Origin of the sequence: Kineococcus sp. NBC_00420 (assembly GCF_036021035.1) — a bacterium.
Taxonomy (GTDB): Bacteria; Actinomycetota; Actinomycetes; order Actinomycetales; family Kineococcaceae; genus Kineococcus.
In genome coordinates, this window is the sequence record NZ_CP107930.1 from 5,113,693 (window position 1) to 5,138,399 (window position 24,707).

Consider the following 24,707-nt stretch of genomic DNA (forward strand, 5'->3'; position numbering starts at 1 on the left):
CCCCGGCGAGACCTGCTGATGCCCTCGAAGGAGATCGCCCGGGGGCTCGCGGCCCTCACGGTGACGGCCGTCGAGGTCGGTCACGACGAGCTCGAGGCGCGGCGTCAGGTCGGTGCCTCCCTGCGCGGGCTCTCGCTGGACCCGGTGACGATCCTGCGCGAGGCCGTCGCCGCCGTCGCCGAGCTCGCCCCGGCCGAGATGCGGGTCGCGGGCGGCGAACGGCAACTCCTCGCCGCGTTGGAGGCCCGCGCCTGGCTGGAGCGGATGACCGTCGACACCGCGAGCGGCACCCCCCTCTGACCCGTGATCCCGCGGGGAATCCCCGCGGGATCACGGGGCGGGGGGAGGTGTTCACCGTGAGGTGGTTGTGTCGTTGCTGAGAGTGGCTAGGTTGCTCCCGATCACGGAACCGACCGGGGGGACCCACTCATGCGCCGCGCCCGACTGCTGACCGGGGGCGCGCTCGCCCTCGTCCTCGCGAGCCCACTGCTCACCGCCCTGCCCGCCACGGCGACCGGCTGCGCCGCGCCCACGCAGGCCGTCGGTGCCGTCCAGGGCACCGGTGACGTCAGCCCCCTCGCCGGTCGGACCGTCACCGTGAGCGGGACCGTCGTCGGCGACGTCCCGGGGTTGTCCGGCTTCTACCTCCAGGACGGCGGCGATCGGGACCGCGCGACCTCCGACGGCGTCTTCGTGTACGCGCCGGACGCCGCCGTCGACCTGGGCGACACGGTGACCGCGACCGGCGCGGTGAGCGAGTACTCCGGCCAGACCCAGGTCTCGGCCCGCGGCGGCGTCACCGTCTGCGCCGAGGGGTCGGCGAGGAACCTGCCGAAGGCCGCGAAGCTGGACCTCCCCGCCGACCCCGCCGCCCGGGAGCGCCTCGAGGGCATGCTCGTCGCCCCGGCCGACGCGCTGACGGTCAGCGAGGTCTACGACCTCACCCGCTTCGGGGAGCTGACCCTGTCCGCAGGCGGCCGGCTCGTCCAGCCCACCGAACTGGCCCGCCCGGGCTCGCCCCGCGCGCAGCGCATCGCGACGGACAACGCGAACTCCAGCATCGTCCTCGACGACGCCTCGAGCGCCCGCACCAGCACGACGGAGCGGCCCTACCTCTCGGCCACCACCCCCGTCCGGGTGGGCGACGTCGTGCGGTTCCGCGAACCGCTCGTCCTCGGCCACGGGTTCGACGCCTGGCGGTTGCAGCCCGCCGACGGCACCGCCGACGGGGTGTTCGCGGCCCAGGACACCCGGGAACGCCGCCCCTACCGCGTCGGCGGTGACGTGCAGATCGGGGCCTTCAACGTCCTGAACTACTTCCTGACCTTCACGGGCCCGGACGCGCGGGGGGCCGCGGACCAGGCGGGGCTCGACGCCCAGGCCGCCAAGATCGTGCCGGCGATCAGGGCCCTCGGGGCCGACGTCGTGACCCTCATGGAGATCGAGGACACCGACTCCACCGGACTCACCCCCGGCAACGCCGACACCGCTCTCGCCGACCTCACGCGCCGGTTGAACGCGGCGGGCGACGGGCACTGGTCCTACGTCCCGATGCCGGCCGAGCTGTACGGGGTGCAGCGCGACGCGATCCGCAGCGCCATCGTCTACCGCGACGACACCGTCCGGGCACTGGGCGCCCCCGTCGGCCTCGTCGACGAGAGCGTCTGGTCCAACGCCCGCGAACCGCAGGCGCAGACCTTCGTGCAGGTCGGACGGGGGAGGACCGACCGGTTCACCGTGGTGGCGAACCACTTCAAGTCCAAGGGTTCCGGTGACGACGCCGTCGGCGACGACGCCGACTCCGGCGACGGGCAGGGAGCCTGGAACGGCGCCCGGGTGCGCCAGGCCGCGTCGCTGGCCGGGTTCGCGGACCGGTTGCGCCGCAGCACGGGTGACCCCGACGTCGTCCTGCTCGGCGACTTCAACTCCTACACGCGGGAGGACCCGATCGAGGAACTGCGTCGCGACGGGTTCACCGACCTGGGCTCGAGGTTCGACGCCGGTCGCTACAGCTACGTCTTCGACGCCCTCTCCGGTTCCCTCGACCACGCGCTGGCCACCCGGGAGCTGACGCGGAAGATCACCGGCGTGGCGCACTGGAACGTCAACTCGGTGGAGTCCTTCGCCTACGAGTACGACGGGGACCCGGCGCTGTACGCGGCGAACCCCTACCGCTCCAGCGACCACGACCCGCTGGTCATCGGCATCGACCTGGCGCGCTGACGGGGACCCGGCGACCCGTCCCCGGAGCCCGCGGGGACCCCCTCCCGTTGCAGGGCTGTGACCAGGGTGGATAGGTTCAGCCGAACTCCTCCTGGTGTTCGTCCGCTCGACCGGGCGACACCGCAGAAACTCGAGTGGACGACCCGAGGTGACTACGTGGCTCTGCCTCCCCTGACCGCCGAACAGCGCGCCGCTGCGCTGGAGAAGGCGGCTGCCGCCCGCCGGGAACGCGCCGCGGTGAAGCACCGCCTGAAGTACACCGGCGGTGACCTCGAAGAGGTCATCAAGGACGGCCAGGAGAACGAGGTCCTGGGCAAGATGAAGGTCTCCGCGCTGCTGGAGTCGTTGCCGAACGTGGGCAAGGTCCGCGCGAAGCAGATCATGGAGGAGATCGGGATCTCGGAGTCGCGCCGCGTGCGGGGCCTCGGGGCGCACCAGATCGCCGCCCTGGTCGACCGGTTCGGGAACCACCGCTCCCCGGACCACGCCGCCGGGAGCACCTCCTGAACGCTGCGACCCCGCGCCTGACCGTCCTGGCCGGCCCCACGGCCGTCGGGAAGGGCACCGTCTCCGCCGACCTCCGCGCGCGCTACCCCGAGGTCTGGATCTCGGTGTCGGCGACGACCAGGGCCCAGCGTCCCGGCGAGGTCGACGGGGTGCACTACCACTTCGTCTCCGAGGACGTCTTCGACGGCTACGTGCGCGACGGCGAGCTGCTGGAGTGGGCCCGCGTCCACGGCCGCCACCGCTACGGCACGCCGCGTCGTCCCGTCGCCGACGTGCTGGCCTCCGGTCGACCGGCGCTGCTGGAGATCGACCTCGCGGGTGCCCGCCAGGTCCGGGAGGCGATCCCCGTCACCGGCCTGAACGCCCAGTTCGTCTTCCTCGCCCCGCCCAGCTGGGACGAACTCGTGCGCCGCCTGGTCGGTCGCGGGACGGAGTCGGAGGAGGAGCGCGAGCGCCGCCTGGCCACCGCGAAGGTCGAACTGGCGGCCGAACCGGAGTTCGACGTGACCATCTACAACGACGACGTGCGCCGGGCGACCGACGAGCTCGTAGGATGCATGGGTCTACCGGTCCACCCTGCGTGATGGACCGGACGCTTTCGAACCGAGGAGAACCATCGTGGCTGGAACCGTCGCAGCGCCCGAGGGCATCACCAACCCGCCCATCGACGACCTGCTGACGGCCGCCGACTCCAAGTACGCCCTGGTCATCTACGCCGCCAAGCGCGCGCGTCAGATCAACGCGTACTACTCCCAGCTGGGCGAGGGCCTGCTGGAGTACGTCGGTCCGCTCGTCGAGACCCACGTGCAGGAGAAGGCGCTGTCCGTCGCCATGCGTGAGATCAACGAGGGTCTGCTGACGTCGGAGCCGATCGAGCAGCAGTGAGCACCACCCGTGGCCCCGGGAACGGCCCGCGCGTCGTCCTCGGGGTCGCGGGGGGCATCGCCGCGTACAAGGCGGCGCTGCTGCTGCGCGAGCTGACCGAGTCCGGGCACGACGTGACCGTCGTGCCCACCGCGGCCTCCGAGCACTTCGTCGGGCGCGCGACGTGGGAGGCGTTGTCCGGGAAGCCGGTCGCCACCGACGTCTGGAGCCACGCCGACGAGGTCCCCCACGTCCGGCTGGGCCGGCACGCGGACCTCGTGGTCGTCGCCCCCGCGACCGCCGACCTGCTGGGTCGGGCGGCGCACGGCCTCGCCGACGACCTGCTGACCAACGTGCTGCTGACGGCGACCTGCCCGGTGCTGCTGGCCCCGGCGATGCACACCGAGATGTGGCTCAACCCGGCCGTCCAGGCCAACGTCGCGCTGCTGCGCTCGCGCGGGACCACCGTGCTGGAACCGGCCTCCGGGCGGCTCACCGGTGCCGACACCGGGCCCGGGCGCATGCCCGAACCCGCCGACATCGCCGCCGCCTGCCGTCGTCTGCTGGCCTCCGGAGCGCGGTCCTACGACCTCGCGGGGCGACGGGTCGTCGTCTCCGCGGGCGGGACCCGCGAACCGCTGGACCCGGTGCGCTTCCTCGGCAACCGCTCCTCGGGTCGCCAGGGGGTCGCGCTGGCCGCGGCCGCCGCCGCGCGGGGCGCGGTCGTGACCCTCGTCGCCGCGCACGTCGAGGTCCCCGACCCCTCCGGCGTCGAGGTCGTCCGCGTCGCGACCGCCGCCGAGCTGGGGGAGACCGTCCGGGCGCTCGCCGCCTCCGCCGACGTCGTCGTGATGGCCGCGGCCGTCGCCGACTTCCGCCCCGCGACCCGCGCCGGCAACAAGATCAAGAAGTCCGACGACCCGGCCCGCGACCCGGTCGTGGTGCTCGAACGCACCGACGACGTCCTCGCCGGGCTGGTCCGCGAGCGCGCCGGCGCCGCACCCGTGATCGTCGGGTTCGCCGCCGAGACGGGCGACGAGTCCGGCACCGTCCTCGAGCACGGCCGGGCGAAGCTGACCCGCAAGGGCTGCGACCTGCTGGTGCTGAACGAGGTGGGGGAGGCGAAGGGCTTCGCGACCCCCACGAACGCCGTCACGATCCTCGGTGCCGACGGTTCCGAGCGCGAGGTGGCCGAGGCGAGCAAGGACGTCGTGGCCGACGCGGTGTGGGACGCCGTGGTGCCTATGCTGACGTCCGCCGTCACACTGACGACGTGAAGGACCCGTTTGGAGACTGGAGCCCCGTGACGACCCCGCTTCGCCTGTTCACGTCCGAGTCGGTCACCGAGGGCCACCCGGACAAGATCTGCGACCAGATCTCCGACGGGATCCTCGACGCGCTGCTGGCCCAGGACCCCAGGAGCCGGGTCGCGGTCGAGACGATGGTCACGACCGGCCTCGTGCACGTGGCCGGCGAGGTCACCACCGAGGCCTACGCCGACATCCCCACGATCGTGCGCCGGACGTTGCTGGACATCGGCTACGACTCCTCGGCGAAGGGTTTCGACGGCCGCACCTGCGGCGTCGAGGTCTCGATCGGTTCGCAGTCCCCGGACATCGCCCAGGGCGTCGACTCGGCGTGGGAGAACCGCCAGGACGGCGGCGGGGAAGACCCCCTCGACCTGCAGGGCGCCGGTGACCAGGGCCTGATGTTCGGCTACGCCTGCGACGAGACCCCCGAGCTCATGCCGTTGCCGATCCACCTGGCCCACCAGCTCTCCCAGCGGCTCTCGCAGGTGCGCAAGAAGGGGGAGATCCCCTACCTGCGTCCCGACGGCAAGACCCAGGTGACGGTCGGCTACGACGGCGACAAGGCCGTCCGCCTCGACACCGTCGTGCTCTCCACCCAGCACGAGCCGGACGTGGACCTGATCAAGACGCTGACCCCGGACGTGCGCCGCTTCGTCATCGAACCCGTGCTGGAGAGTCTCGACCTCGACACCTCCGACATCCGCCTGCTGGTGAACCCGACGGGCCGCTTCGAGATCGGCGGCCCGATGGGCGACGCCGGTCTCACCGGCCGCAAGATCATCGTCGACACCTACGGGGGCATGTCCCGCCACGGCGGCGGCGCGTTCTCCGGCAAGGACCCCTCGAAGGTCGACCGCTCCGCCGCGTACGCCATGCGCTGGGTCGCGAAGAACGTCGTCGCGGCTGGTCTCGCGACCCGCTGCGAGGTCCAGGTCGCCTACGCCATCGGCAAGGCGCAGCCCGTCGGGCTCTACGTGGAGACGTTCGGCACCGAGAAGGTCGCCCGCGCCCGCATCGAGTCCGCCATCCGCGACGTGTTCGACCTGCGTCCCGCCGCCATCGTGCGCGACCTGCAGCTCCTGCAGCCGATCTACGCCCAGACGGCCGCCTACGGCCACTTCGGCCGGGAACTGCCCGGGTTCACCTGGGAGCGCACCGACCGGGTCGAGCAGCTGCGCGCCGCGACGGGTGCCTGACCCTCACCTTGCCCGCTGATCGTGTCCGCTGACGACGACGCTCAGCCCGCGCTCGACGGGCTGGGCGTCCCCGCGGTCGCTCCGAGGAAGAAGAAGCCGACCGCGAAGAAGAAGGCCCTCGAGGGGGTCGCGGAGACCGACCCGGTCGCGCGGATCCTGGTGAGTTCGCAACTGCCGCACCTGGACCGGCCCTTCGACTACCTCGTCCCCGCGTCGATGGAGAACACCGCCGAACCGGGACGCCTGGTCCGCGTCCCGTTCGCCGGCACCGACGCCGAGGGCTACGTGCTGGAACGGCTCGCCGAGAGCGAGCACCCGGGCCGCCTCGCCCGGCTGCGGCGCGTGGTCTCGGGCGTGCCGGTCCTCACCCCCTCCACGCTGGAACTGTGCCGACGCGTCGCCGCGGAGTACGCGGGAACGCTGTCCGACGTGGTCCGCCTCGCCGTCCCCGGCCGGCACGCCGCCGCCGAGGAGTCGGTGCTGAGCGCCGACCCCGTCGTGCACGAACCCGTCCTGCTGGGGGAGGACCTGCACGGGTGGGAACGCCACAGCGCCGGACCCGCCTTCCTCGCCCACGTCCGCGGCGGCGGATCGCCGCGGGCCGTCGCCACCTTCGCGCCGGGGACGGACCCGTTCGCGGCGCTCGCGGTCGCCGCGCGCGCGACGCTGGCCTCGGGGCGGACGGCGCTGCTCGTCGTGCCCGACCACCGCGACCTCGACCGGTTGTCGCAGGCGCTGGAGCGCATCGTCCCGGAGGGACACGTCCGCCTCGAGGCCGACGCGGGACCCTCGCCGCGCTACCGGGCCTTCCTGCAGGCCCTCACCGGCCGCACGCGGATCGTCGCGGGCACCCGGGCCGCGGTGTTCGCCCCGCTGCCCAACCTGGGGCTCATCGCGGTCCTCGACGACGGCGACGACTCCCACGCCGACCAGCGCGCCCCCTACCCCCACGTCCGCGAGGTCGCGGTGCTGCGCGCGGAGCAGACCGGCGCCGCCGCGCTGTTCGCGGGCCGGACCCGCACCGCCGAGACGCAGCTGCTCCTGGAGTCCGGCTGGGCGCGTCCCGTCCTCGCCTCCCGCGACACCGTCCGCTCCACCTCGCCGCGCATCTCCGTCGCCGGGACCAGCGGCTTCGACGCCCAGGACCCGCTGGCGGCGGCGGCGCGACTGCCCTCCGACGGGTGGCGGGTGCTGCGCGACGCCGTCCGGCGCGGGCCGGTGCTCGTCCAGGTCCCGCGCACCGGCTACGTCCCCACGCTGGCCTGCCAGACGTGTCGCGACCCGGCCCGCTGCACCTCCTGCCACGGCCCGCTCGCCGTCACCGACGCGGGGGAGCGCGCCTCGTGCCGCTGGTGCGGCCGGCCGGCGACGGACTGGGTGTGCCCGAACTGCGGTGACGGCCGGTTCCGGGCCGTGGTCACCGGGGCCCGTCGCACCGCCGAGGAGCTCGGCCGGGCCTTCCCGGGCGTCGACGTCCGCACCTCGGGCGGCTCGCAGGTCCTGGACACCGTGCCGGACAAGCCGTCGCTGGTGATCTCCACGCCCGGCGCCGAACCGGTCGTGGCGACCGGGTACGCCGCGGCCCTGCTGCTGGACGGGTGGGCCCTGCTGGCCCGCCCGGACCTGCGCGCGCAGGAGGAGGCGTTCCGGCGCTGGACGAGCGCCGCGTCCCTGGTCCGTCCCGCCGCCGAGGGTGGGGCGGTCGTCGTCGTCGCCGACCCCCAGGCCGCGGCGGTGCAGGCCCTCGTGCGCTGGGACCCGGCGGGCTTCGCCGAACGGGAACTGGCCCAGCGCCGCGAGCTCGACCTGCCCCCGGCGGCGCGCTTCGCCGGTCTCATCGGGGTCGCCGCCGACGTCGAGGACTTCGTGCAGGCGCTGCCCGAGCTGCCCGGGGTGCGGGTGCTCGGACCCCTGCCCGTGCCGGACCGGCCCGGTCACGCGCCGATGGTCCGCAGCGTCGTGCGCGTGCCGCGGACGGAGTCGGCCGCGCTGTCGGCCGCGGTGAAGAACGTCACCGCTGGTCGCAGCGTCCGCAAGCTGCCCCTGGTGCGGGTCCGCGTGGACCCCCTCCAGATCGGCTGACCGCGCGCCATCGCCCCAGCGGGTGAAGGATCACGCCCGTGGACTTCCGACACCTCGGCCGCTCCGGCCTGAAGATCAGCGAGATCACCTACGGCAACTGGCTCACCCACGGGTCCCAGGTCGAGAACGAGGCGGCGATCGCGTGCGTGCACGCCGCCCTCGACGCGGGGATCACCACCTTCGACACCGCCGACGTCTACGCCAACACCGTCGCCGAGACCGTCCTCGGGCAGGCGCTGAAGGGGCAGCGACGGGAATCCCTGGAGATCCTCACCAAGGTCTTCGGCCCCATCGGCCCCAAGCAGCACAACGACACCGGCCTCTCCCGCAAGCATGTGATGGAGGCCTGCGAAGGGTCGCTGCGCCGCCTCGGGACCGACCACATCGACCTCTACCAGGCGCACCGCTACGACTACGCGACGCCGCTGGAGGAGACGATGCAGGCCTTCGCCGACCTCGTGCGGCAGGGGAAGGTCCTCTACGTCGGGGTCAGCGAGTGGACCGCCGAGCAGCTGCGCGCCGGCGTCGAACTGGCCGGGAAGCTCGGCTTCCAGCTCATCTCCAACCAGCCGCAGTACTCGATGCTGTGGCGGGTCATCGAGGAGGAGGTCGTCCCGACCTCGAAGGAACTCGGTGTGTCCCAGGTGGTCTGGTCGCCCATCGCGCAGGGCGTCCTGACCGGCAAGTACGTCCCGGGCGGCAAGCTGCCCGAGGGCTCGCGCGCCACCGACACCAAGGGCGGCGCGGACATGATCAAGCGGTTCATGCGCGACGACGTCCTGTCCCGGGTGCAGGAGCTCAAGCCCATCGCGGCGGAACTCGACCTCTCGATGGCGCAGCTCGCCGTCGCGTGGGTCCTGCAGAACGAGAACGTGGCGACCGCGATCATCGGGGCCTCGCGCCCGGAGCAGGTGCACGACAACGCCGGGGCGGCCGGGAAGACGATCCCGCCCGAGGTGCTGAGCCGCATCGACGCCGTCCTCGGCGACGTCGTCGAGCGCGATCCGGCCAAGACCCACGAGTCCTCGCCCAAGCAGCGCGAGGTCTGATCCCCGCGCCCGGGCTCAGGACTCCTGGTGGGGGCGCTGGACCGGGGTGAACGCGCGGGTGTCCCAGGACGACCACGAGGTCTGCGGGGTCCGGGCGACGGGGCGGGTGGAGGCCAGGCGCAGCTCGGCCTCCACCCGTGCCGCCCGGGCGCGCGGGCGCACCACGGCGAGGTCGACGAAGGCGCCGACCACGGCCACGAGCATGAGGATCCACCCCACCGTCGCCACGTCGACGACGTCGAGGTCGACGTGCACGGCGAAGGCGAGGATCGCGCCGATCGTGAGCAGACAGCAACTGTTTCCGGTTCGCACGACCCCACCCTCCGCGGTCGCGGCAGGGAAAGCCGCCCCGGCTCACCCGCCCGCCGCAGGAGGGTCCCTCCCTGGGCGGCAGTGGCAGCACGCAGAGCCACCGGTCGCGACGGAGCGTGGCTGCGCGTCGTCGTCGACGGTCACCACCGGCCCGTAGACTCGACGCCGCACCCAGCCGTTCCACTTCCAGGGAGCCTCGTGGCGATCCAGCCCATCCGACTCTTCGGGGACCCCGTCCTCCGCCAGCGCGCGGAGGAGGTCACCACCTTCGACAAGGAGCTGCGGCAGCTCGTCAAGGACCTCGAGGAGACGATGCTCGCCGCCCCCGGGGCGGGGCTCGCCGCCCCGCAGCTCGGGGTGTCGCTGCGCGTGTTCACCTACAACGCCGACGACGAGATCGGGCACCTCATCAACCCCGTCCTCGACCTCTCCGAGGAGTGCCAGGAGGGTGACGAGGGCTGCCTCTCGTTCCCCGGGATCGTCGCCGACACCCGGCGTTCCCTGCACGTGGTGGCCAAGGGCTTCGACATGCACGGTGAACCGGTCACGATCTCCGGCTCGGAGTTCAAGGCGCGGGCCATCCAGCACGAGACCGACCACCTCGACGGCATCCTCTTCATCGACCGCCTCGACAAACCGCAGCGCAAGCTGGCGTTGAAGGCCGTGCGCGAGGCCGAGTGGCTGGGCCTGGAGACCCCCCAGATCAAGGTCTCCCCGCACGACACCTTCGGTCAGGCGAGGTAGTGCGCCTCGTCGTCGCCGGAACCCCCGACGTCGCCGTCCCCGCCCTCGACGCGCTGCTCGCCAGCCGGCACGAGGTCGTCGCCGTCCTGACCCGTCCCGACGCGGCCGCTGGTCGCGGCCGTCGCCACGCCGCCTCGCCCGTGGCGCTGCGGGCCCGCGAGGTGGGACTCCCGCTCCTGCAACCGGTGAAGCCGCGCGGTGAGGAGTTCCTGGCCCAGCTGCGCGAGCTGGCGCCGGACGCCTGCCCGGTCGTCGCCTACGGGGCCCTGGTGCCGCGCGCGGCACTGGACGTCCCGCGCTTCGGCTGGCTGAACCTGCACTTCTCGCTGCTGCCCGCCTGGCGCGGAGCGGCGCCCGTGCAGCGTGCGGTGATGAACGGTGACGACGTCAGCGGCGCCTGCGTCTTCCGGCTCGAGGAGGGGCTGGACACCGGTCCGGTCTACGCCTCGTTCGCGGATCCCGTCGGCCCGACCGACACGTCGGGGGACCTGCTGTCCCGGTTCGCGGTGCGCGGGGCCGCGTTGCTGGTCGGCGTGCTCGACGCGATCGAGGACGGCACCGCCCACGCCCTCCCGCAGCCCGCTGAAGGGGTGTCGCTGGCGCCGAAGATCAGCGTCGAGGAGGCCCGGATCGACTGGACGGCGAGCGCCGTCGAGATCGACCGCCGGGTCCGCGGCTGCACCCCCGAACCGGGCGCGTGGACGGCGTTCCGCGGCGAACGCGTCAAGGTCGGCCCGCTCGTCCCGGGCCCGGAGGACGTACCCGCGGGGCGCATCGTGGTGGAGAGGAAACGGGTCCTGGTGGGTTCTGCCCAGGGCTGCGTGGCGCTGGGCACCGTCCAGCCCGCGGGCAAGAAGGCGATGAACGCGACCGACTGGGCGCGTGGGATCCGGCCGGAGCCGGAAGAGGAGTTCTCGTGACCGGACCGAAACTGGGAACAGGTCAGCAGCGGACCCCGCGCACCGGGGTCAAGCAGGACCGCTTCACCCGCGTCGACGAGTCGCGCAAGGTCGCCTACGAGGTGCTGCGCGCGGTGTCCGGGGACGATGCCTACGCCAACCTCGTGCTGCCGAAGCTGTTGCGCGCCAGGAAGTTGAACGGCCGCGACGCCGCGTTCGCGACGGAACTCGCCTACGGCGTCCTGCGCGGTCAGGGCACCTACGACGCGCTGCTCGCCACGCTCGTCGACCGCCCCTTCGCCGAGCTCGACGCCGGGGTCCTGGACATCCTGCGGATGGGCCTGCACCAGCTGCTGGCCATGCGGGTCCCCGACCACGCCGCCGTCGCGACCTCCGTCGCCCTCGCGCGCAACGTCGTCGGTGGTGGCCCGTCCGGCCTGATCAACGCGGTGCTGCGCAGCGCCGCCGGCCGTGACCTCGACGCCTGGATCGCGGAGGTCGCGAGCACCGGTCGTGAGGACGACGACCTCGCGCTGCGCTACTCCCACCCGCAGTGGATCGTGCGCAGCCTGCGCGAGGCGTTGAAGGCGCACGGGCACGAGGCGGGCGAGCTGGAGGACCTGCTCACCGCCGACAACACCCCCGCCCAGGTCGCCGTGGCCGCCCTGCCGGGGTTGTCCGAACCCGAGGACCTCGTGGGTAAGGCGTCCTTCCTCGAGGTCGTCCCCGGCCGTTGGGCGCCGACGGCGGTCCAGCTCGTGCACGGCGACCCGGGCAAGTTGCCCTCGGTGCGCGGCGGACGGGCCCGGGTGCAGGACGAGGGGTCGCAGATCGTCGCCCTGGTGCTCGCCGCCGCGGACCTCGAGGGTCGCGACGAGCGCTGGCTCGACCTGTGCGCCGGACCGGGCGGCAAGGCGGCCCTGTTGGCCGCGACGGCCGCCGGGCGGGGGGCCTCGCTGACCGCGGTCGAGCTCGCCCCGCACCGCGCCGACCTGGTGCGCCAGGCCCTCACCGCGATTCCCGGCGAGGTCGAGGTCCGGGTCGGCGACGGGCGCACCGTCGGGGCCGAGGAACCCGCGAGCTACGACCGGGTGCTCGTCGACGCGCCCTGCACGGGCCTCGGGGCCCTGCGCCGCCGCCCGGAGGCCCGCTGGCGCCGGACGCCCGCGGACCTCGGCGAGCTCGGTCCGCTGCAGCGCGAGTTGCTGGCCTCGGCGCTGGACGCGGTCCGTCCCGGCGGGGTCGTCGCCTACGCGACGTGCTCGCCGGTGCTGAGCGAGACCCGGCTCGTCGTCGACGACGCGGTGAAGGCCGCGAAGAAGCGCGGGGTCCTCGTCGAACGGGTGGACACCCCCGCCGTCCTCGAGCGGGTCGTCCCCGGGATGCCTTCCGCTGCAGCGGGTCAGGCCGTGCAGTTGTGGCCGCACACGCACGGGACGGACGCCATGCACGTCGCGCTGTTGCGCCGCGTGGGCTGATCCCACCCGACGGGGGGCGGGGCCGGTGCGCCCGGGCGGCGGGGGCGTGGGAGGTTTCGGGGGTGAACTTCGCCGAGAAGGCCGCACGACTGCGGCAGCTGCACGCCGACCCCGAACTCCTCGTCCTGGTCAACGTCTGGGACGCGGTCTCCGCCACCGTCGTCGCGGGTGAACCGCAGACGAAGGCGCTGGCCACCGCCGGCCACTCCATCGCCGCCACCTTCGGCTACGGCGACGGCGAGCAGATCCCGCTCGACCTCGCGCTCTCGCTCGTCGAGCGCATCGTCGTCGCCGCCGGTGACCTGCCCGTCTCCGCCGACCTCGACGGCGGCTACGGCAACGCGGGGGAGACCGTCCGCAAGGCCATCGGCGTGGGCGTCGTCGGCGCCAACGTCGAGGACCAGCTGCGACCGCTGGCCGACTCCGTCGCCAACGTCGAGGCGATCATCGCTGCCGGTGAGGCCGAGGGTGTCCCGTTCGTCCTCAACGCCCGCACCGACGCGTTCGCCAAGGGCGGCGACCGACCCGCCGACGTCGTCCTGGCCGACGCCATCGAACGCGGCCGGGCCTACCTCGCCGCCGGGGCCACCACCGTCTTCGTGCCCGGCATGCTCGACGAGGACACCGTGACCCGGCTCGTGGGTGCCTTCGGCCCGCAGAAGCTGTCGGTCATCGGCTTCCCGAGCCTGCCGGACCAGGCCCGCCTCGCGGAGCTGGGCGTCGCACGCATCACCTACGGTCCGCTGACCCAGCGGGTCGCGCTGACCGCCCTGCAGGACGCGGCCCGCGGGATCTACGCCGGTGGCGGCATCCCCGAGGGCACCCGACCGCTGAACTAGTGACGCCGAACCGGTGACTTCGCTCCCGGATCGCCGGGAGCGGTCACACCCGTGAGCGCCGGTGGGCGAGGATGAGTTCCGTGACCTGGATCGAAGACCTCGCCCACCGCGCCGACGCCGTGCTGCCGGACTACGTGTCGGAGTACTACCACTCCTACGCCGGCGACGGTTCCTGCGGACGCGAGGGGATCGCCGACTGGAACGCGCTGCGGCTGCGGCCCAGCGTCCTGCGCGACGCGTCGATCCAGAGCACCGCCACCCAGGTCCTCGGGACGCCGGTCGCGGCCCCGATCCTGGTGGCCCCCATGGCCCAGCAGGTCGGTGCCCGCCCCGAGGGCGAGGTGCTGACCGCCCAGGGGGCGGCCAAGGCCGGGACCCTGCTCGGGGTCTCCACCAACACCGGCGCGACGTTCTCCGACATCGCCGCCCAGGGCGCGCCCTGGTGGTACCAGGTCTACGTCGCGCGCAACCGCGAGGCGACGCGCCTGCTCGTCCAGCGCGCCGCCGAGGCCGGGGCCGGGGCCCTCATCCTCACCGTCGACACCACCCCGATCGGCCGGGAGATCCCCGCGATCGACCCGCGCAACTGGCCCGCCGGCCCGCGCAAGAACCGCACCGCGAACCTCACCGCGGACGAGCTCGACCGCTTCGGCGCCGACACCGACATGGCCCTCGACCTGACCCCCGACACCATCGGCTGGCTCGCCGAGACCTCGGGCCTCCCGGTGCTCTGCAAGGGCGTGCTGACCGCCCGCGACGCCCGCCGCTGCGTCGACGCCGGGGCCGACGGGATCATCGTCTCCACCCACGGCGGTCGCCGCCTCGGCAACTCCGTCACCTCCGCGTACGCGCTGCCCGAGATCCTCGCCGAGGTGGGGTCCGAGGCCGAGGTGCACGTCGACTCCGGCATCCGCGGCGGAGCCCAGGCCGCCGCGGCGATCGCCCTGGGCGCCAAGGCCGTCCACATCGGCCGCCCGGTCATGTGGGGTCTGGCCGCCGACGGGGCCGACGGGGTCGCCGCGGTGCTCGCGACCTACCAGGCGGAGTTCGTCACCACCCTGCGTCAGATGGGCATCGGCTCCGTCCACGACCTCGCGCCGCGCGACGTCGTCCGCCGCTGACGCGGGGGGATCGTTGCCTCCCCGGTCCCGCTGGACGACACCGGGGAGGCAACGATCCCGAGCGCGACGGCTACCCTCGGCGGGTGTCGAGCACCGTGCAGATCAACCCCAGCATCCTGTCCGCGGACTTCGCCAACCTCGAGGCGGAACTGCAGCGGATCTCCACCGCCGACGCGGCGCACGTCGACGTCATGGACGGCCACTTCGTGCCCAACCTGACCCTCGGGCTGCCCATCGTCGAAGCGCTGCAACGGGTCTCGCCGATCCCGCTGGACTGCCACCTGATGATCGAGGCCCCGGACCGCTGGGCACCGGCCTACGCCGAGGCCGGCGCGGCGGGGGTCACCTTCCACGCCGAGGCCGCGATCGCCCCCGTGAAGCTGGCCCGCGAGATCCGCGCGGCGGGCGGTCGCGCGGGGATCGCGCTGCGGCCCTCGACGCCGATCGAGCCCTTCGTCGACCTCCTCGGCGAGTTCGACATGATCCTCGTCATGACCGTCGAACCCGGCTTCGGCGGGCAGAGCTTCCTCGACGTCACCCTGCCGAAGGTCCGCCGCGCACGGGCCGCGATCGGTGACCTCGACGTCCGGCTGCAGGTCGACGGCGGGGTCTCCGCGGACACGATCGAACGGGCCGCCGACGCCGGCGCCGACGTCTTCGTCGCCGGGTCCGCGGTCTACGGGGCGCAGGACGCGGCCGCCGCGATCGGGACCCTCAGGAACCTCGCCGCCGGGGCCTGCAGGCACTGACCGGGTGCGCGTGGCACACTGCCGCCAGCAGTACCAACAGCTAGACCGCACGACACGCGTGCTCCGGGGTCGGTGGAAGTCCGAGCCGGCGGTGACAGTCCGCGAGCCCCTGCTTCGGCAGGTGGTTGATCCGGTGGAACTCCGGGGCCGACGGTGAGAGTCCGGATGGGAGGCAGCGCGCGGTGTCGTCGGTGCGAGCCGTCGTCGCCGTCCTCTGCTGACGCGCGTGCCGGCCCCTCCGACGACGCCCGAGTCGACGGTCCGCTGCGGTGCACCCCTCCGGGGCTGCGCCGTCGCCGACCCGTCGTCGCCCCCCTGTGTGCACCCCCTCCGGGGTCCGTTCGTCGGACCGTCCGAGAGGCAGGAACCGGTGGTGGCACCAGCAGCAGAACTCGCCGCGATGCGACGCGCCCTCGAGCTCGCCGCACGCGGACCCACGCACGGACCCAACCCCCGCGTCGGGTGCGTCATCCTCGCCCCCGACGGCACGACCCTGGCCGAGGGGTACCACCACGGGGCGGGCGCTCCGCACGCCGAAGTCGTCGCCCTGCAGGCCCTCACCACCTCCGCCGCCGGGGCGACCGCGATCGTCACCCTGGAACCGTGCAACCACACCGGGCGCACCGGGCCGTGCAGCCGGGCCCTGCTCGACGCCGGGGTCACCCGCGTCGTCGTCGCGACCCCCGACCCCAACCCGCACGCCGCCGGCGGCATCGCCGAACTCGCCGCGCACGGCGTCGACGTCGAGGTCGGTCTGCTGGGGGAGGAGTCCCGGGCCCTCAACGAACGCTGGGCCACCGCCGTCGGCCGCGGCGGACCGTGGGTGACGTGGAAGTGGGCCTCGACCCTCGACGGGCGCTCCGCCGCCGCCGACGGGAGCAGCCGCTGGATCACCTCCGCCCCGGCCCGGGCCGACGTGCACCGGCTGCGGGCCGAGCACGACGCCGTCCTCATCGGGACCGGGACGGCGCTCACCGACGACCCCTCGCTCACCGTCCGGCGCGACGGCGTCGTCCGCGGACCGCAGCCGCTGCGGGTCGTCGCGGGACTGCGCGACCTGCCGCCCGGAGCACGACTCCTCGACGGGGACGCGGACCTGCTGCACGTCCGCACCCGCGACCCCCACGTCGTCCTCGCCGAACTCGCCGCCCGCGAGGTCCGGACCGTCCTGCTCGAGGGCGGCCCGGCGCTCGCGGCCGCGTTCCTCGCGGCCGGTCTCGTCGACGAGGTCGTCTGCTACCTCGCCCCCGCCCTGCTCGGCGCCGGTCCCGCTGCCGTCGGCGACCTCGGGATCCGGGGGATGCCCGACATCGCCCGCCTGCGGACCACCTCCGTCGACCTGGTCGGCGACGACGTCCGCATCGTCGCCCGGCCGCTCGGCCGTGACGTCCCACCGCAGTTCCAGCCCAGCCAGACCAGCCACGAGTTGCAGGAGGCCTTCGGTGTTCACCGGGATCGTTGAGGAGATCGGCGAGGTCGTCGCCGTGGAGTTCGGCGCGGAGTCGGCGAGGCTGACCGTGCGCGGTCCGCTGGTCGTGTCCGACGCCGTGCACGGGGCGTCGATCGCGGTGGACGGGGTGTGCCTGACCGTCGTCGACCAGCCCGAACCGGGGACGTTCACCGTCGACGTGATGCAGGAGTCGTTGGTGCGCAGCTCGTTGCACGACGTCGCCGCGGGACGGCGGGTGAACCTGGAACGGGCGATGGCCGCCCACGGCCGCCTCGGCGGGCACATCGTCCAGGGCCACGTCGACGGCACCGGCACCATCGCCGTGCGGACGCCGGGGGAGGCGTGGGAGGTCGTGCGGGTCGCGATCCCGACCGACCTCGCCCGCTACGTCGTGGAGAAGGGGTCCATCACCCTCGACGGGACCTCCCTGACCGTGTCCGGGGTGAGCCCCGTCGAGGAGCGCGAACCGTGGCTGGAGGTCTCGCTGATCCCCACGACGCTGGACCTCACGACCCTGGGTCGCAAACCGGTCGGCGCCACCGTCAACCTCGAGGTGGACGTGCTGGCGAAGTACGTCGAGCGCCTCAACGCCTTCGACCGCTCCGCGCAGGTGTCCGCGTGAACGCCCCGACGGTGGGTCTCGACCAGACCATCGCCGCGGCCCTCGATGCGCTGCGGGCGGGGAGACCCGTCCTGGTGAGCGACGCCGCCGACCGCGAGAACGAGGGCGACGTGATCCTCGCCGCGGAGCACGCCACCCCCGAGTGGGTCGGCTGGACCGTGCGGCACACCTCCGGGATGCTCTGCGCGCCCATGCCCGCGGAGCGCGCCGACGCCCTCGGGCTGCCGCGGATGGTCGAGCGCAACGAGGACTCCTACCGCACCGACTACACCGTCAGCTGCGACGCGGCGGCCGGCGTCACGACCGGCATCTCCGCCGCCGACCGGGCCCGCACCGCGCGCGTCCTCGCCGACCCGTCCTCGGCCCCCTCGGACCTGATCCGACCCGGGCACGTCTTCCCGCTGCGGGCCCGTCCCGGTGGGGTGCGGGAACGGCCCGGACACACCGAGGCCGCCGTCGACCTCTGCCGGCTCGCGGGGCTCGCGCCGGTCGCGCTCATCTCGGAGCTCGTCGAAGACGACGGATCGATGTCACGCTGGGACCAGATCGTCGCTCTGGGTGAGGAGTACGACCTGCCCGTGCTGACGATCGCCGATCTGCGGGCTCACCTGACCGCAGCTGCACCCGAGGGAGAGCACAGATGAGCGGGGACGGAAGTCCGGAGATCACCGTCGACGGGAGCGGGCTGCGGATCGCGGTCGTCGCCGCCCGGTGGCACACCGAGACCATGGACGGCCTCGTCGCCGGGGCGCGCCGCGCGCTGGAGACGTCGGGCGTCACCGACGTCACCGAGGTGCGGGTGCCCGGCGCGTTCGAGCTGCCCGTCGCCGCCTCCCGCCTCGCCCGGGCGGGCTACGACGCCGTCGTCTGCCTCGGCGTCGTCATCCGCGGTGGCACCCCCCACTTCGAGTACGTCTGCGACGCGGCGACCTCGGGGCTGACCCAGGTCGCGGTGACCACCGGCGTCCCGATCGGCTTCGGGGTGCTGACCGTCGACACCGAGGCGCAGGCGCTGCACCGCGCCGGCCTGCGCGGCTCGCGCGAGGACAAGGGCGCCGAAGCCGTCCTCGCCGCCCTGGAGACCGTCGTCGCCCTGCGCGACGTCGCGCCCCTCCCGAAGGGCTGACCGCACCGGGTGGGATCGCGAGGTGGGATCGTTGCCTCCCCGAGGTCGCTGGGGGTCCTCGGGGAGGCAACGATCCCACCCGGCCGACTCCGCCAGGGGGTGGCGGGAGAGTGGGGCGCCACCACCTAGACTCCGTGCACGTGAAGACCTTCGACGCCCTGTTCGCCGAGCTGAGCGACAAGGCGCTGACCCGACCCGCTGGGTCGGGGACGGTGCTGGAACTGGACGCCGGGGTCCATGCCATCGGCAAGAAGGTCGTCGAGGAGGCGGCCGAGGTGTGGATGGCTGCGGAGCACGAGTCCGGGGAACGGACGGCCGAGGAGATCTCGCAGCTGCTGTACCACCTGCAGGTGCTGATGATCTCCCGCGGACTGACCCTCGACGACGTCTACGCCCACCTCTGAGGAACCCACCATGCTGCGCATCGCCGTCCCCAACAAGGGTTCTCTCGCCGAGGCCGCCAGCGCCATGCTGCGCGAGGCCGGCTACAACCAGCGCCGCGAGGCGAAGGAACTCATCCTCGACGACCCGGACAACTCCGCGCAGTTCGTCTTCCTGCGCCCGCGCGACATCGCGCTCTACGTCGGCTCGGGGACCCTCGACGTCGGCATCACCGGTCGTGACCTGCTGCTGGACTCCCACGCTCCGGCGTCGGAGATCCTGCCGCTGGAGTTCGCCCGCAGCACCTTCCGCTTCGCCGGCCGCCCCGGGGTCGCCGAGGGTGTGAGCGACCTGCAGGGCCGCCGCATCGCGACCAGCTACTCCGGCCTGCTGGGCAAGCACCTCGCCGAGCACGGCGTGACCGCCGACATCGTGCACCTCGACGGGGCTGTGGAGACGGCCGTCGCCCTCGGGATCGCCGACGTGATCGCCGACGTCGTCGAGACCGGGACCACGTTGCGCGCCGCCGGGCTCGAGATCTTCGGTGAGCCGATCATGTCCTCGGAGGCGACCCTGGTCCGCCGGGCCGACGCGCCGCTCGACCCGGCCGTCGAGGTCCTGGTGCGTCGGCTGCGCGGGGTCCTCGTCGCCCGCCAGTACGTGATGGTCGACTACGACTGCCCGAAGTCGATCGTCGAGGAGGCCTGCGCGATCACCCCGGGGCTGGAGTCCCCGACGGTGTCGCCGATGGCGAACCCGGACTGGGTGGCGGTGCGCGCCATGGTGAAGAAGGCGGCGACCAACCAGGTCATGGACGACCTCTACGACCTCGGTGCGCGGGCGATCCTGGTGACCAGCATCCACGCCTGCCGGTTGTGACGCCCCCCGTGCCGGGTGCGGTCCCGGAGTCCGCGTTCCGCCCGCGCCGGGCGCGGGTCGTCGGGCTGGTCTTCGCCGTGGGCATCCTCGTCGTGATGGTCGGGATGTCGATCCTGCTCACGTTCTCCCCGCAGTCCGGGTGGACCGGCCAGGACACCGTCTCGGCCGTCGTCTTCGCCGTGCTGCTGGCCGGCGTCCTCGTCCGCCTCGTCGCGGTCCGTGCCCGGGTGACCGCCGACGGCCTCGAGGTCCGCAACGTCGTCTTCACCCGGCGGGTGGCCTGGGGCGCGGTCGTCGCCGTCCGCTTCGGCGGGGCCGAGCCGTGGCTCACCCTCGACCTCGACGACGGCGAGAACCTCGCGGTCATGGCCGTCCAGCGCGCCGACGGCGAGTTCGCCCAGACCGAGGCGCGGCGCCTGGCCCGCCTCGTCGAGGCGCACGCCCCGCGCCCCGACGCCGACTAGCGCCAGGCCGGTTCCCCGCCCGCGGTGGTGTCGGACGTGAAGACGACGTCGGCACGGAACGGCTCGTGCGAGAACAGCTCCGCCTCCTGAGCGGCCCACGCGTCCCAGTGCGCCTCGAACGTCGCCCCGTCCCGGGTCAGGGCCCGGTCGCGTCGGACGTCGGGGGCGGCCTCCAGGCGGACCAGCAGGTCCACGGGCCGTGCGCAGCCCGACCCGACCCCCTCGACCACGACGGTCCCCGCCCGGGGGAGGACGACCTCGCGGGTGTAGGCGGCCGCGGCCCAGTCCCAGACCGGGTGGCTCGTCGACGCGCCGGAACGCAGACCGTCGAGGACCCGGCCCAGGAGCCGCACCGACGCCGCGAGACCGGACCACCCCGGGTAGAGGTCGTCCATGTGCACCACGACCGCCCCGACGCGGGCCGCGAGGACGTCGGCGAGGTCGGTCTTGCCCGACCCGGACCGGCCGTCGACCGCCACCACCACCGGACCGGCGGGTGGGACCGGCGTCGCCGCCAGCAGCGCGACCAGGTCGTCGACGACGTCGGTGGTCGAGCGGGCGGTCAGAACCACGTGGGGCACCAGGGGGCCTCGGGCGTCGCGAACAGCGTCTGCAGGGCGAACGCGTCCGCGGCCGAGCAGTCGAGGCGTCCCGCGCGGTGCAACGCCACCGCCGAGGTCCCGCCGAGCACGAGCGAGGACAGCTCCCCGACCCCCAGCACGACGTCGGGCGCCGCGTCGGTGGTGGTGATCTCGGCGCAGACCCACCCGTCGGCCCCGCAGCGCTGCGGGGCGACGTGCAGGGAGACCGTCGCGTCGGCCAGCCCCAGCGGGTCCACGACCTTCAGCACCAGCGTCCCGCAGCCCAGGTAGCGTCGCGCCGCCAGCGCACCCGGGACGTCGAGGACGCGCAGCCACGCGAAGTCGTCCACCGGACCGGTCTGCACCGCACGGGGATCGAGGAGCAGGTGCGGCAGCAGTTCGTCCACGGGCCGGTCCTTGGCCCGGGTGGTGCGCACCAGGTCGATCGAGGTCACGAACTCCCAGAGCGCGCGGTACGCGGCGGGCGTCGTCGCCGTCAGGTCCAGGACCGTCGTCGTGCCGGTGACGACGCGCCCCACCGACTCGTCCCGCAGCTCGTAGACGACGTAGCCGTCGGCGGTCCCGCCCTCGTCGCGGTGCAGCACCGCGTGACCGTGGGTCCCGATCCAGCGCCCCTCGCCCCGGCGGTTCGCGGCCTCCCAGAAGGCGGCGTCGCGGTGCAGGCCGCCCGGGCGGGACCGCCGCGCCGCGTCGTGGACCAGGGCCGGCTCGTCGAGCGCTCCGGTGAGGAACTCCAGCGACCCGCTCGCCGCCGGGGCGTCGTCGCGGAAGCGCACCCGGGTGTTGTCGATGGCCAGGCTGGTCGCCCGGGTCGCGGCCCCGAACCCGAACCGGCCGTAGATCGGGGCCTCCGCCGCGATGAGCGTCGCGAAGGCGTGGCCGGCGAGCCGGGCGCGCTCGAGGTCCGCGGTGAGCATCCGCGTCAGCAGCCCCCGCCGGCGGTGGGTCGCGAGGACGGTCGCCGTGGAGACCGCGTCGACGCTCACCGGACCGGCGCCCGGCATCGTCAGCTCGGAGTCGAAGGTCCGCAGCGTCGCGACCACCCGCTCGCCGTCGCGGACGGCGGTGAGGCGGTGCGCGGCGATGGCCTTCGACCGCTCGTCGAGGTCGGCCTCGGTGGGGGCGGCCTCGAGGAAGGCCGCACGGCTCGAGGTGTACCAGGCGCGCAGGGCGTCCCGGTCGCCCGGGTCGACCGAGCTCAGTGGAAGGGTCTCCTCGAGCACGCTCATGCCCGCCACCGTAGCGGTCGGGCCCCGACGCGGCCCCGTCTAGTCTGGCCCCGTGAGCGTCGCCGTCCGTGTCATCCCCTGCCTCGACGTCGACGCCGGCCGCGTCGTCAAGGGCGTCAACTTCGCCGACCTGCGGGACGCCGGTGACCCCGTCGAACTCGCGCGGCGCTACGACGCCGAGGGCGCCGACGAGCTGACGTTCCTCGACGTCACCGCATCCTCCGGCTCGCGGGAGACCACCTACGACGTCGTGCGCCGCACCGCGGAGCAGGTCTTCATCCCCCTCACCGTCGGTGGCGGTGTCCGCAGCGTCGCCGACGTCGAGAAGCTGCTGCGCGCCGGCGCGGACAAGGTCGGCGTGAACACCGCGGCCATCGCGCGGCCCGAACTCATCGCCGAGATCGCCGACCGCTTCGGCGCGCAGGTCCTCGTGCTCTCCGTCGACGCCCGCCGGACCCTGCCCGGCGAACCCACCACCGCGTCCGGTTTCGAGGTCACCACCCACGGTGGCCGACGGGGGACCGGCCTCGACGCCGTCGAGTGGGCCGCCCGAGCCGCCGAGCTCGGCGCCGGGGAGATCCTGCTGAACTCCATGGACGCCGACGGCACCAAGGCCGGCTTCGACCTCGAGATGCTCGGCCAGGTCCGCGCCCGGGTCAGCGTCCCCCTCGTCGCCAGCGGCGGCGCCGGGGCCGTCGAGCACTTCCCGCCGGCCGTCGCCGCGGGCGCCGACGCCGTCCTCGCCGCCAGCGTCTTCCACTTCGGCCAGCTCACCGTCGGCGAGGTCAAGGACGCGCTGCGGGCCAGCGGGTCCGCCGTCCGCTAGCCCGGGAAGGCCTTGCGGAAGCGCTGCACCGCAGCGGGAGTGCCGTCGACCTCGACCTTCGCCCGACTGCGCCGACCGAACGCGTGCAGCACCAGCTCCGCCGGCTCACCCGTCAACGAGACGGCCTCGTCACCGGAGCGGACGACGGCGCGCGGACCGCCGGGGGTGACCAGCACGACCCCGACCCCGGCACGGCGGTAGGCGACGCGACCCATCACCCTCACCGTGCGCCACAGCGTCGCCGTCTGCCCCCGGGGGAGCTCGCGCGGGGCCCAGTCGTCCTGGGCCCGCAGGATGTCCTCGTGGTGGACGAAGAACTCCGAGGTGTTGGCCAGGCTGTCCAGCGCCTGCAGCTTCAGCGGCCCGTGCGGGCCGTTGCGCACCCGCTCCACCAGCTCCTCGAAGGGCTGGGCGCCCAGTTCCGCCAGCACCCGCTCGCGCCGCGGGCGCAACGGGCCCACAGCCTCGCCCAGCACCACGTCCGGCCGGTTGTCACGCACCGCCAGGTGCACCAGCAGGTCGCGCACGTCCCAGCCCGCGCAGAGCGTCGGCGCGTCGGGACCGACCCGCGAGGCGCTGTCGCACAGCGCGTCACGCTCCCGCCGGGCGTCGGTGCGGTGGCTGCTGCGGGGGGCCTGCGCCGTCGTCATGGCCAGATCGTGCCACCCGGGGCGGAGCGCGCCACGCGCGGGCGGTGAGACCATCGTCCCCGTGTCGTCCCTCGATCTCGATCCCCACGTCGCCGAGCGGCTCAAGCGCAACGAGGCCGGACTGGTCTGCGCCGTCGTGCAGCAGCACGACACCCGGGAGGTGCTGATGGTCGCCTGGATGGACGACGAGGCGCTCGCGAGCACGCTGGCCACCGGCCGGGCCACCTACTTCTCCCGCAGCCGCCAGCAGTTGTGGCGCAAGGGCGACACGTCCGGGCACGTCCAGTGGGTCAAGAAGGTCTCGCTGGACTGCGACGGCGACGCCCTCCTCGTCGAGGTCGACCAGGTCGGGGCCGCCTGCCACACCGGCGACCGCACGTGCTTCGACGCCGTGACGCTGCCCCTCCTGCCGGCGTGAACGCCGGACGCGAACGCGGTCTGCTGCTGCTCGCCGGGATCGCGGGGGCCGTCGTCGGCCTCGGGGCCGGTGCGCCGACGTGGGTGAGCGGGGCCGTGGAGACCGCGACCGGTGCGAGCGCCGTGCTCGTCAACGGTCGCGACGCCGCCCCCGTCGCCACCGCGCTGAGCCTGGTCAGCCTCGCCGCCGTGGTGGCCTCGACGCTGGGGCGCCGGGTGGCGCGGCTCGTGGCCGCGGTGGTCCTCGTCCTCGGCGGGGCCGGGACGGTCGTGGCCAGCCTGGCCGTCACCTCGGACCCGTCCGCGGCGTTGACCGCACCCGCCCGGGCCGCCAGCGGGACGACCGGGGTCCGTCTCCAGGGCGATCCGTCGGTGCGGCCCTGGCCCGTGGTCTCCGCCGTGGGTGGGGTGCTGGTGCTCGTCGGCGGGGCGGGTGTGCTGGTGCGGACGCGGCGCTGGAACGCCGCCGCGCCGTCCGTCGGCTCCACCCGCCACGAACGCGACGCCACCCGCGCCGCGGTCACCCTGGCCCCCCACGAGGACCCCGCCGCGGCCTGGGACTCCCTGAGCCAGGGCGAGGACCCCACCCGCTGAACCCGCCTGTCCGTCCGACCCACCGCGGCGGGCGCCCGGGCCGGGGGAGTGGGTACGGTGTGCGTAGTACACCCCTCTTCCCCAGGAGCCCACC

General features: G+C 74.0%; 28 protein-coding genes, 1 pseudogene and 1 riboswitch. Of the genes and pseudogenes, 25 read left to right on the top strand and 4 right to left on the bottom strand.

The features are described from left to right. Window positions 1–18 precede the first annotated feature (18 nt). From OG218_RS24980 to OG218_RS25020, 9 genes are all read left to right on the top strand, one after another. Entirely contained in the window at window positions 19–300 is a 282-nt protein-coding gene (locus tag OG218_RS24980) for a hypothetical protein (protein ID WP_328295917.1), read from the top strand. A 129-nt stretch (window positions 301–429) separates the two neighbouring features. Continuing rightward, a complete protein-coding gene (locus tag OG218_RS24985) occupies window positions 430–2,223 on the top strand; it encodes an ExeM/NucH family extracellular endonuclease (RefSeq protein ID WP_328295918.1) in 1,794 nt (597 codons plus the stop codon). A 156-nt stretch (window positions 2,224–2,379) separates the two neighbouring features. Continuing rightward, window positions 2,380–2,730, top strand: a complete 351-nt coding sequence (mihF, locus tag OG218_RS24990; protein WP_328295919.1) for an integration host factor, actinobacterial type — start codon at window positions 2,380–2,382, stop codon at window positions 2,728–2,730. After that, on the top strand, window positions 2,727–3,314 hold the full coding sequence (gene gmk / locus OG218_RS24995) for a guanylate kinase (RefSeq protein ID WP_442906558.1): 588 nt from the start codon (window positions 2,727–2,729) through the stop codon (window positions 3,312–3,314). The genes mihF and gmk overlap by 4 nt, the downstream gene beginning before the upstream one ends. A gap of 34 nt (window positions 3,315–3,348) precedes the next feature. After that, a complete protein-coding gene (gene rpoZ, locus OG218_RS25000) occupies window positions 3,349–3,615 on the top strand; it encodes a DNA-directed RNA polymerase subunit omega (RefSeq protein ID WP_328295920.1) in 267 nt (88 codons plus the stop codon). After that, window positions 3,612–4,871, top strand: a complete 1,260-nt coding sequence (coaBC, locus tag OG218_RS25005; protein ID WP_328295921.1) for a bifunctional phosphopantothenoylcysteine decarboxylase/phosphopantothenate--cysteine ligase CoaBC — start codon at window positions 3,612–3,614, stop codon at window positions 4,869–4,871. Before rpoZ ends, coaBC begins: the two co-directional genes overlap by 4 nt. Before the next feature lie 26 nt (window positions 4,872–4,897). After that, window positions 4,898–6,100 carry a methionine adenosyltransferase gene (gene metK, locus OG218_RS25010; protein WP_328295922.1) on the top strand — a complete coding sequence of 401 codons (1,203 nt, stop codon included), beginning with the start codon at window positions 4,898–4,900 and terminating at the stop codon, window positions 6,098–6,100. Window positions 6,101–6,121: 21 nt separating this feature from the next. After that, window positions 6,122–8,182 carry a primosomal protein N' gene (locus tag OG218_RS25015; protein ID WP_328295923.1) on the top strand — a complete coding sequence of 687 codons (2,061 nt, stop codon included), beginning with the start codon at window positions 6,122–6,124 and terminating at the stop codon, window positions 8,180–8,182. 38 nt (window positions 8,183–8,220) lie between these two features. After that, complete coding sequence (locus OG218_RS25020; RefSeq protein ID WP_328295924.1) at window positions 8,221–9,231, top strand: aldo/keto reductase family protein; 1,011 nt, start codon at window positions 8,221–8,223, stop codon at window positions 9,229–9,231. 15 nt (window positions 9,232–9,246) lie between these two features. On the opposite strand, the gene OG218_RS25025 is transcribed toward OG218_RS25020, so the two are convergent. Continuing rightward, window positions 9,247–9,543: a DUF6458 family protein gene (locus tag OG218_RS25025; RefSeq protein WP_328295925.1), complete on the bottom strand. Its 297-nt coding sequence runs from the start codon at window positions 9,541–9,543 to the stop codon at window positions 9,247–9,249. A gap of 198 nt (window positions 9,544–9,741) precedes the next feature. On the opposite strand from OG218_RS25025, the gene def reads away from it, so the two are divergent. The 13 genes and pseudogenes from def (at window position 9,742) to OG218_RS25090 (ending at window position 20,295) form a co-directional block, all read left to right on the top strand. Continuing rightward, window positions 9,742–10,287, top strand: coding sequence for a peptide deformylase (gene def, locus OG218_RS25030; RefSeq protein WP_328295926.1), 546 nt, complete (start codon window positions 9,742–9,744; stop codon window positions 10,285–10,287). After that, window positions 10,287–11,207, top strand: a complete 921-nt coding sequence (gene fmt / locus OG218_RS25035; protein WP_328295927.1) for a methionyl-tRNA formyltransferase — start codon at window positions 10,287–10,289, stop codon at window positions 11,205–11,207. The genes def and fmt overlap by 1 nt, the downstream gene beginning before the upstream one ends. Further along, entirely contained in the window at window positions 11,204–12,664 is a 1,461-nt protein-coding gene (locus OG218_RS25040; RefSeq protein ID WP_328295928.1) for an RsmB/NOP family class I SAM-dependent RNA methyltransferase, read from the top strand. Before fmt ends, OG218_RS25040 begins: the two co-directional genes overlap by 4 nt. A gap of 62 nt (window positions 12,665–12,726) precedes the next feature. Next, a complete protein-coding gene (locus tag OG218_RS25045) occupies window positions 12,727–13,503 on the top strand; it encodes an isocitrate lyase/PEP mutase family protein (protein ID WP_328295929.1) in 777 nt (258 codons plus the stop codon). 80 nt (window positions 13,504–13,583) lie between these two features. Then, on the top strand, window positions 13,584–14,624 hold the full coding sequence (locus tag OG218_RS25050; RefSeq protein ID WP_328295930.1) for an alpha-hydroxy acid oxidase: 1,041 nt from the start codon (window positions 13,584–13,586) through the stop codon (window positions 14,622–14,624). Between the two features lie 83 nt (window positions 14,625–14,707). Continuing rightward, window positions 14,708–15,373 (top strand): ribulose-phosphate 3-epimerase, encoded by a 666-nt coding sequence (rpe, locus tag OG218_RS25055; RefSeq protein WP_328295931.1) that lies wholly within the window; start codon window positions 14,708–14,710, stop codon window positions 15,371–15,373. A gap of 54 nt (window positions 15,374–15,427) precedes the next feature. Continuing rightward, a riboswitch (FMN riboswitch) is annotated at window positions 15,428–15,554 on the top strand. Window positions 15,555–15,746: 192 nt separating this feature from the next. Further along, window positions 15,747–16,835, top strand: coding sequence for a bifunctional diaminohydroxyphosphoribosylaminopyrimidine deaminase/5-amino-6-(5-phosphoribosylamino)uracil reductase RibD (gene ribD / locus OG218_RS25060; RefSeq protein WP_328295932.1), 1,089 nt, complete (start codon window positions 15,747–15,749; stop codon window positions 16,833–16,835). Further along, window positions 16,816–17,445, top strand: coding sequence for a riboflavin synthase (locus OG218_RS25065; protein WP_328295933.1), 630 nt, complete (start codon window positions 16,816–16,818; stop codon window positions 17,443–17,445). The genes ribD and OG218_RS25065 overlap by 20 nt, the downstream gene beginning before the upstream one ends. A gap of 29 nt (window positions 17,446–17,474) precedes the next feature. Then, window positions 17,475–18,062 (top strand): annotated as a pseudogene (ribB, locus tag OG218_RS25070) (3,4-dihydroxy-2-butanone-4-phosphate synthase); the annotation flags it as partial. A gap of 23 nt (window positions 18,063–18,085) precedes the next feature. Continuing rightward, complete coding sequence (ribH, locus tag OG218_RS25075) at window positions 18,086–18,571, top strand: 6,7-dimethyl-8-ribityllumazine synthase (RefSeq protein WP_328295935.1); 486 nt, start codon at window positions 18,086–18,088, stop codon at window positions 18,569–18,571. A 140-nt stretch (window positions 18,572–18,711) separates the two neighbouring features. Then, window positions 18,712–18,975 (top strand): phosphoribosyl-ATP diphosphatase, encoded by a 264-nt coding sequence (locus OG218_RS25080; protein ID WP_380156636.1) that lies wholly within the window; start codon window positions 18,712–18,714, stop codon window positions 18,973–18,975. Window positions 18,976–18,985: 10 nt separating this feature from the next. Further along, a complete protein-coding gene (hisG, locus tag OG218_RS25085) occupies window positions 18,986–19,831 on the top strand; it encodes an ATP phosphoribosyltransferase (RefSeq protein ID WP_328295937.1) in 846 nt (281 codons plus the stop codon). Window positions 19,832–19,839: 8 nt separating this feature from the next. After that, the gene (locus OG218_RS25090) at window positions 19,840–20,295 is read left to right on the top strand and encodes a PH domain-containing protein (RefSeq protein WP_328295938.1); all 456 of its coding nucleotides are present in this window, start codon (window positions 19,840–19,842) and stop codon (window positions 20,293–20,295) included. Here the strand turns inward: OG218_RS25090 and OG218_RS25095 are convergent. Both OG218_RS25095 and OG218_RS25100 read right to left on the bottom strand, forming a co-directional pair. Beyond that, window positions 20,292–20,876: a hypothetical protein gene (locus tag OG218_RS25095; protein WP_328295939.1), complete on the bottom strand. Its 585-nt coding sequence runs from the start codon at window positions 20,874–20,876 to the stop codon at window positions 20,292–20,294. The genes OG218_RS25090 and OG218_RS25095 overlap by 4 nt on opposite strands. After that, window positions 20,858–22,126 carry a GNAT family N-acetyltransferase gene (locus OG218_RS25100; RefSeq protein ID WP_328295940.1) on the bottom strand — a complete coding sequence of 423 codons (1,269 nt, stop codon included), beginning with the start codon at window positions 22,124–22,126 and terminating at the stop codon, window positions 20,858–20,860. The genes OG218_RS25095 and OG218_RS25100 overlap by 19 nt, the downstream gene beginning before the upstream one ends. A 52-nt stretch (window positions 22,127–22,178) precedes the next feature. Between OG218_RS25100 and hisF the strand changes: the two genes are divergently transcribed. Beyond that, window positions 22,179–22,952, top strand: a complete 774-nt coding sequence (gene hisF / locus OG218_RS25105) for an imidazole glycerol phosphate synthase subunit HisF (protein WP_328295941.1) — start codon at window positions 22,179–22,181, stop codon at window positions 22,950–22,952. Here the strand turns inward: hisF and OG218_RS25110 are convergent. Beyond that, complete coding sequence (locus OG218_RS25110; RefSeq protein ID WP_328295942.1) at window positions 22,949–23,602, bottom strand: TIGR03085 family metal-binding protein; 654 nt, start codon at window positions 23,600–23,602, stop codon at window positions 22,949–22,951. The genes hisF and OG218_RS25110 overlap by 4 nt on opposite strands. On the opposite strand from OG218_RS25110, the gene hisI reads away from it, so the two are divergent. Beyond that, window positions 23,601–24,020, top strand: a complete 420-nt coding sequence (hisI, locus tag OG218_RS25115; RefSeq protein ID WP_380156622.1) for a phosphoribosyl-AMP cyclohydrolase — start codon at window positions 23,601–23,603, stop codon at window positions 24,018–24,020. The genes OG218_RS25110 and hisI overlap by 2 nt on opposite strands. Beyond that, window positions 24,017–24,613, top strand: a complete 597-nt coding sequence (locus tag OG218_RS25120; protein ID WP_328295944.1) for a Trp biosynthesis-associated membrane protein — start codon at window positions 24,017–24,019, stop codon at window positions 24,611–24,613. The genes hisI and OG218_RS25120 overlap by 4 nt, the downstream gene beginning before the upstream one ends. The last annotated feature ends 94 nt before the right edge of the window (window positions 24,614–24,707 follow it).

What these genes read in the sequence shown, in the direction of transcription:
- OG218_RS24980 (WP_328295917.1), top strand. Translation starts at nt 19, where the DNA reads ATGCCCTCGAAGGAGATCGCCCGGGGGCTCGCGGCCCTCACGGTGACG.
- hisG (WP_328295937.1), top strand. Translation starts at nt 18,986, where the DNA reads ATGCTGCGCATCGCCGTCCCCAACAAGGGTTCTCTCGCCGAGGCCGCC.
- hisI (WP_380156622.1), top strand. Translation starts at nt 23,601, where the DNA reads ATGGCCAGATCGTGCCACCCGGGGCGGAGCGCGCCACGCGCGGGCGGT.
- ribH (WP_328295935.1), top strand. Translation starts at nt 18,086, where the DNA reads ATGAGCGGGGACGGAAGTCCGGAGATCACCGTCGACGGGAGCGGGCTG.
- OG218_RS24985 (WP_328295918.1), top strand. Translation starts at nt 430, where the DNA reads ATGCGCCGCGCCCGACTGCTGACCGGGGGCGCGCTCGCCCTCGTCCTC.
- OG218_RS25100 (WP_328295940.1), bottom strand. Translation starts at nt 22,126, where the DNA reads ATGAGCGTGCTCGAGGAGACCCTTCCACTGAGCTCGGTCGACCCGGGC.
- OG218_RS25110 (WP_328295942.1), bottom strand. Translation starts at nt 23,602, where the DNA reads ATGACGACGGCGCAGGCCCCCCGCAGCAGCCACCGCACCGACGCCCGG.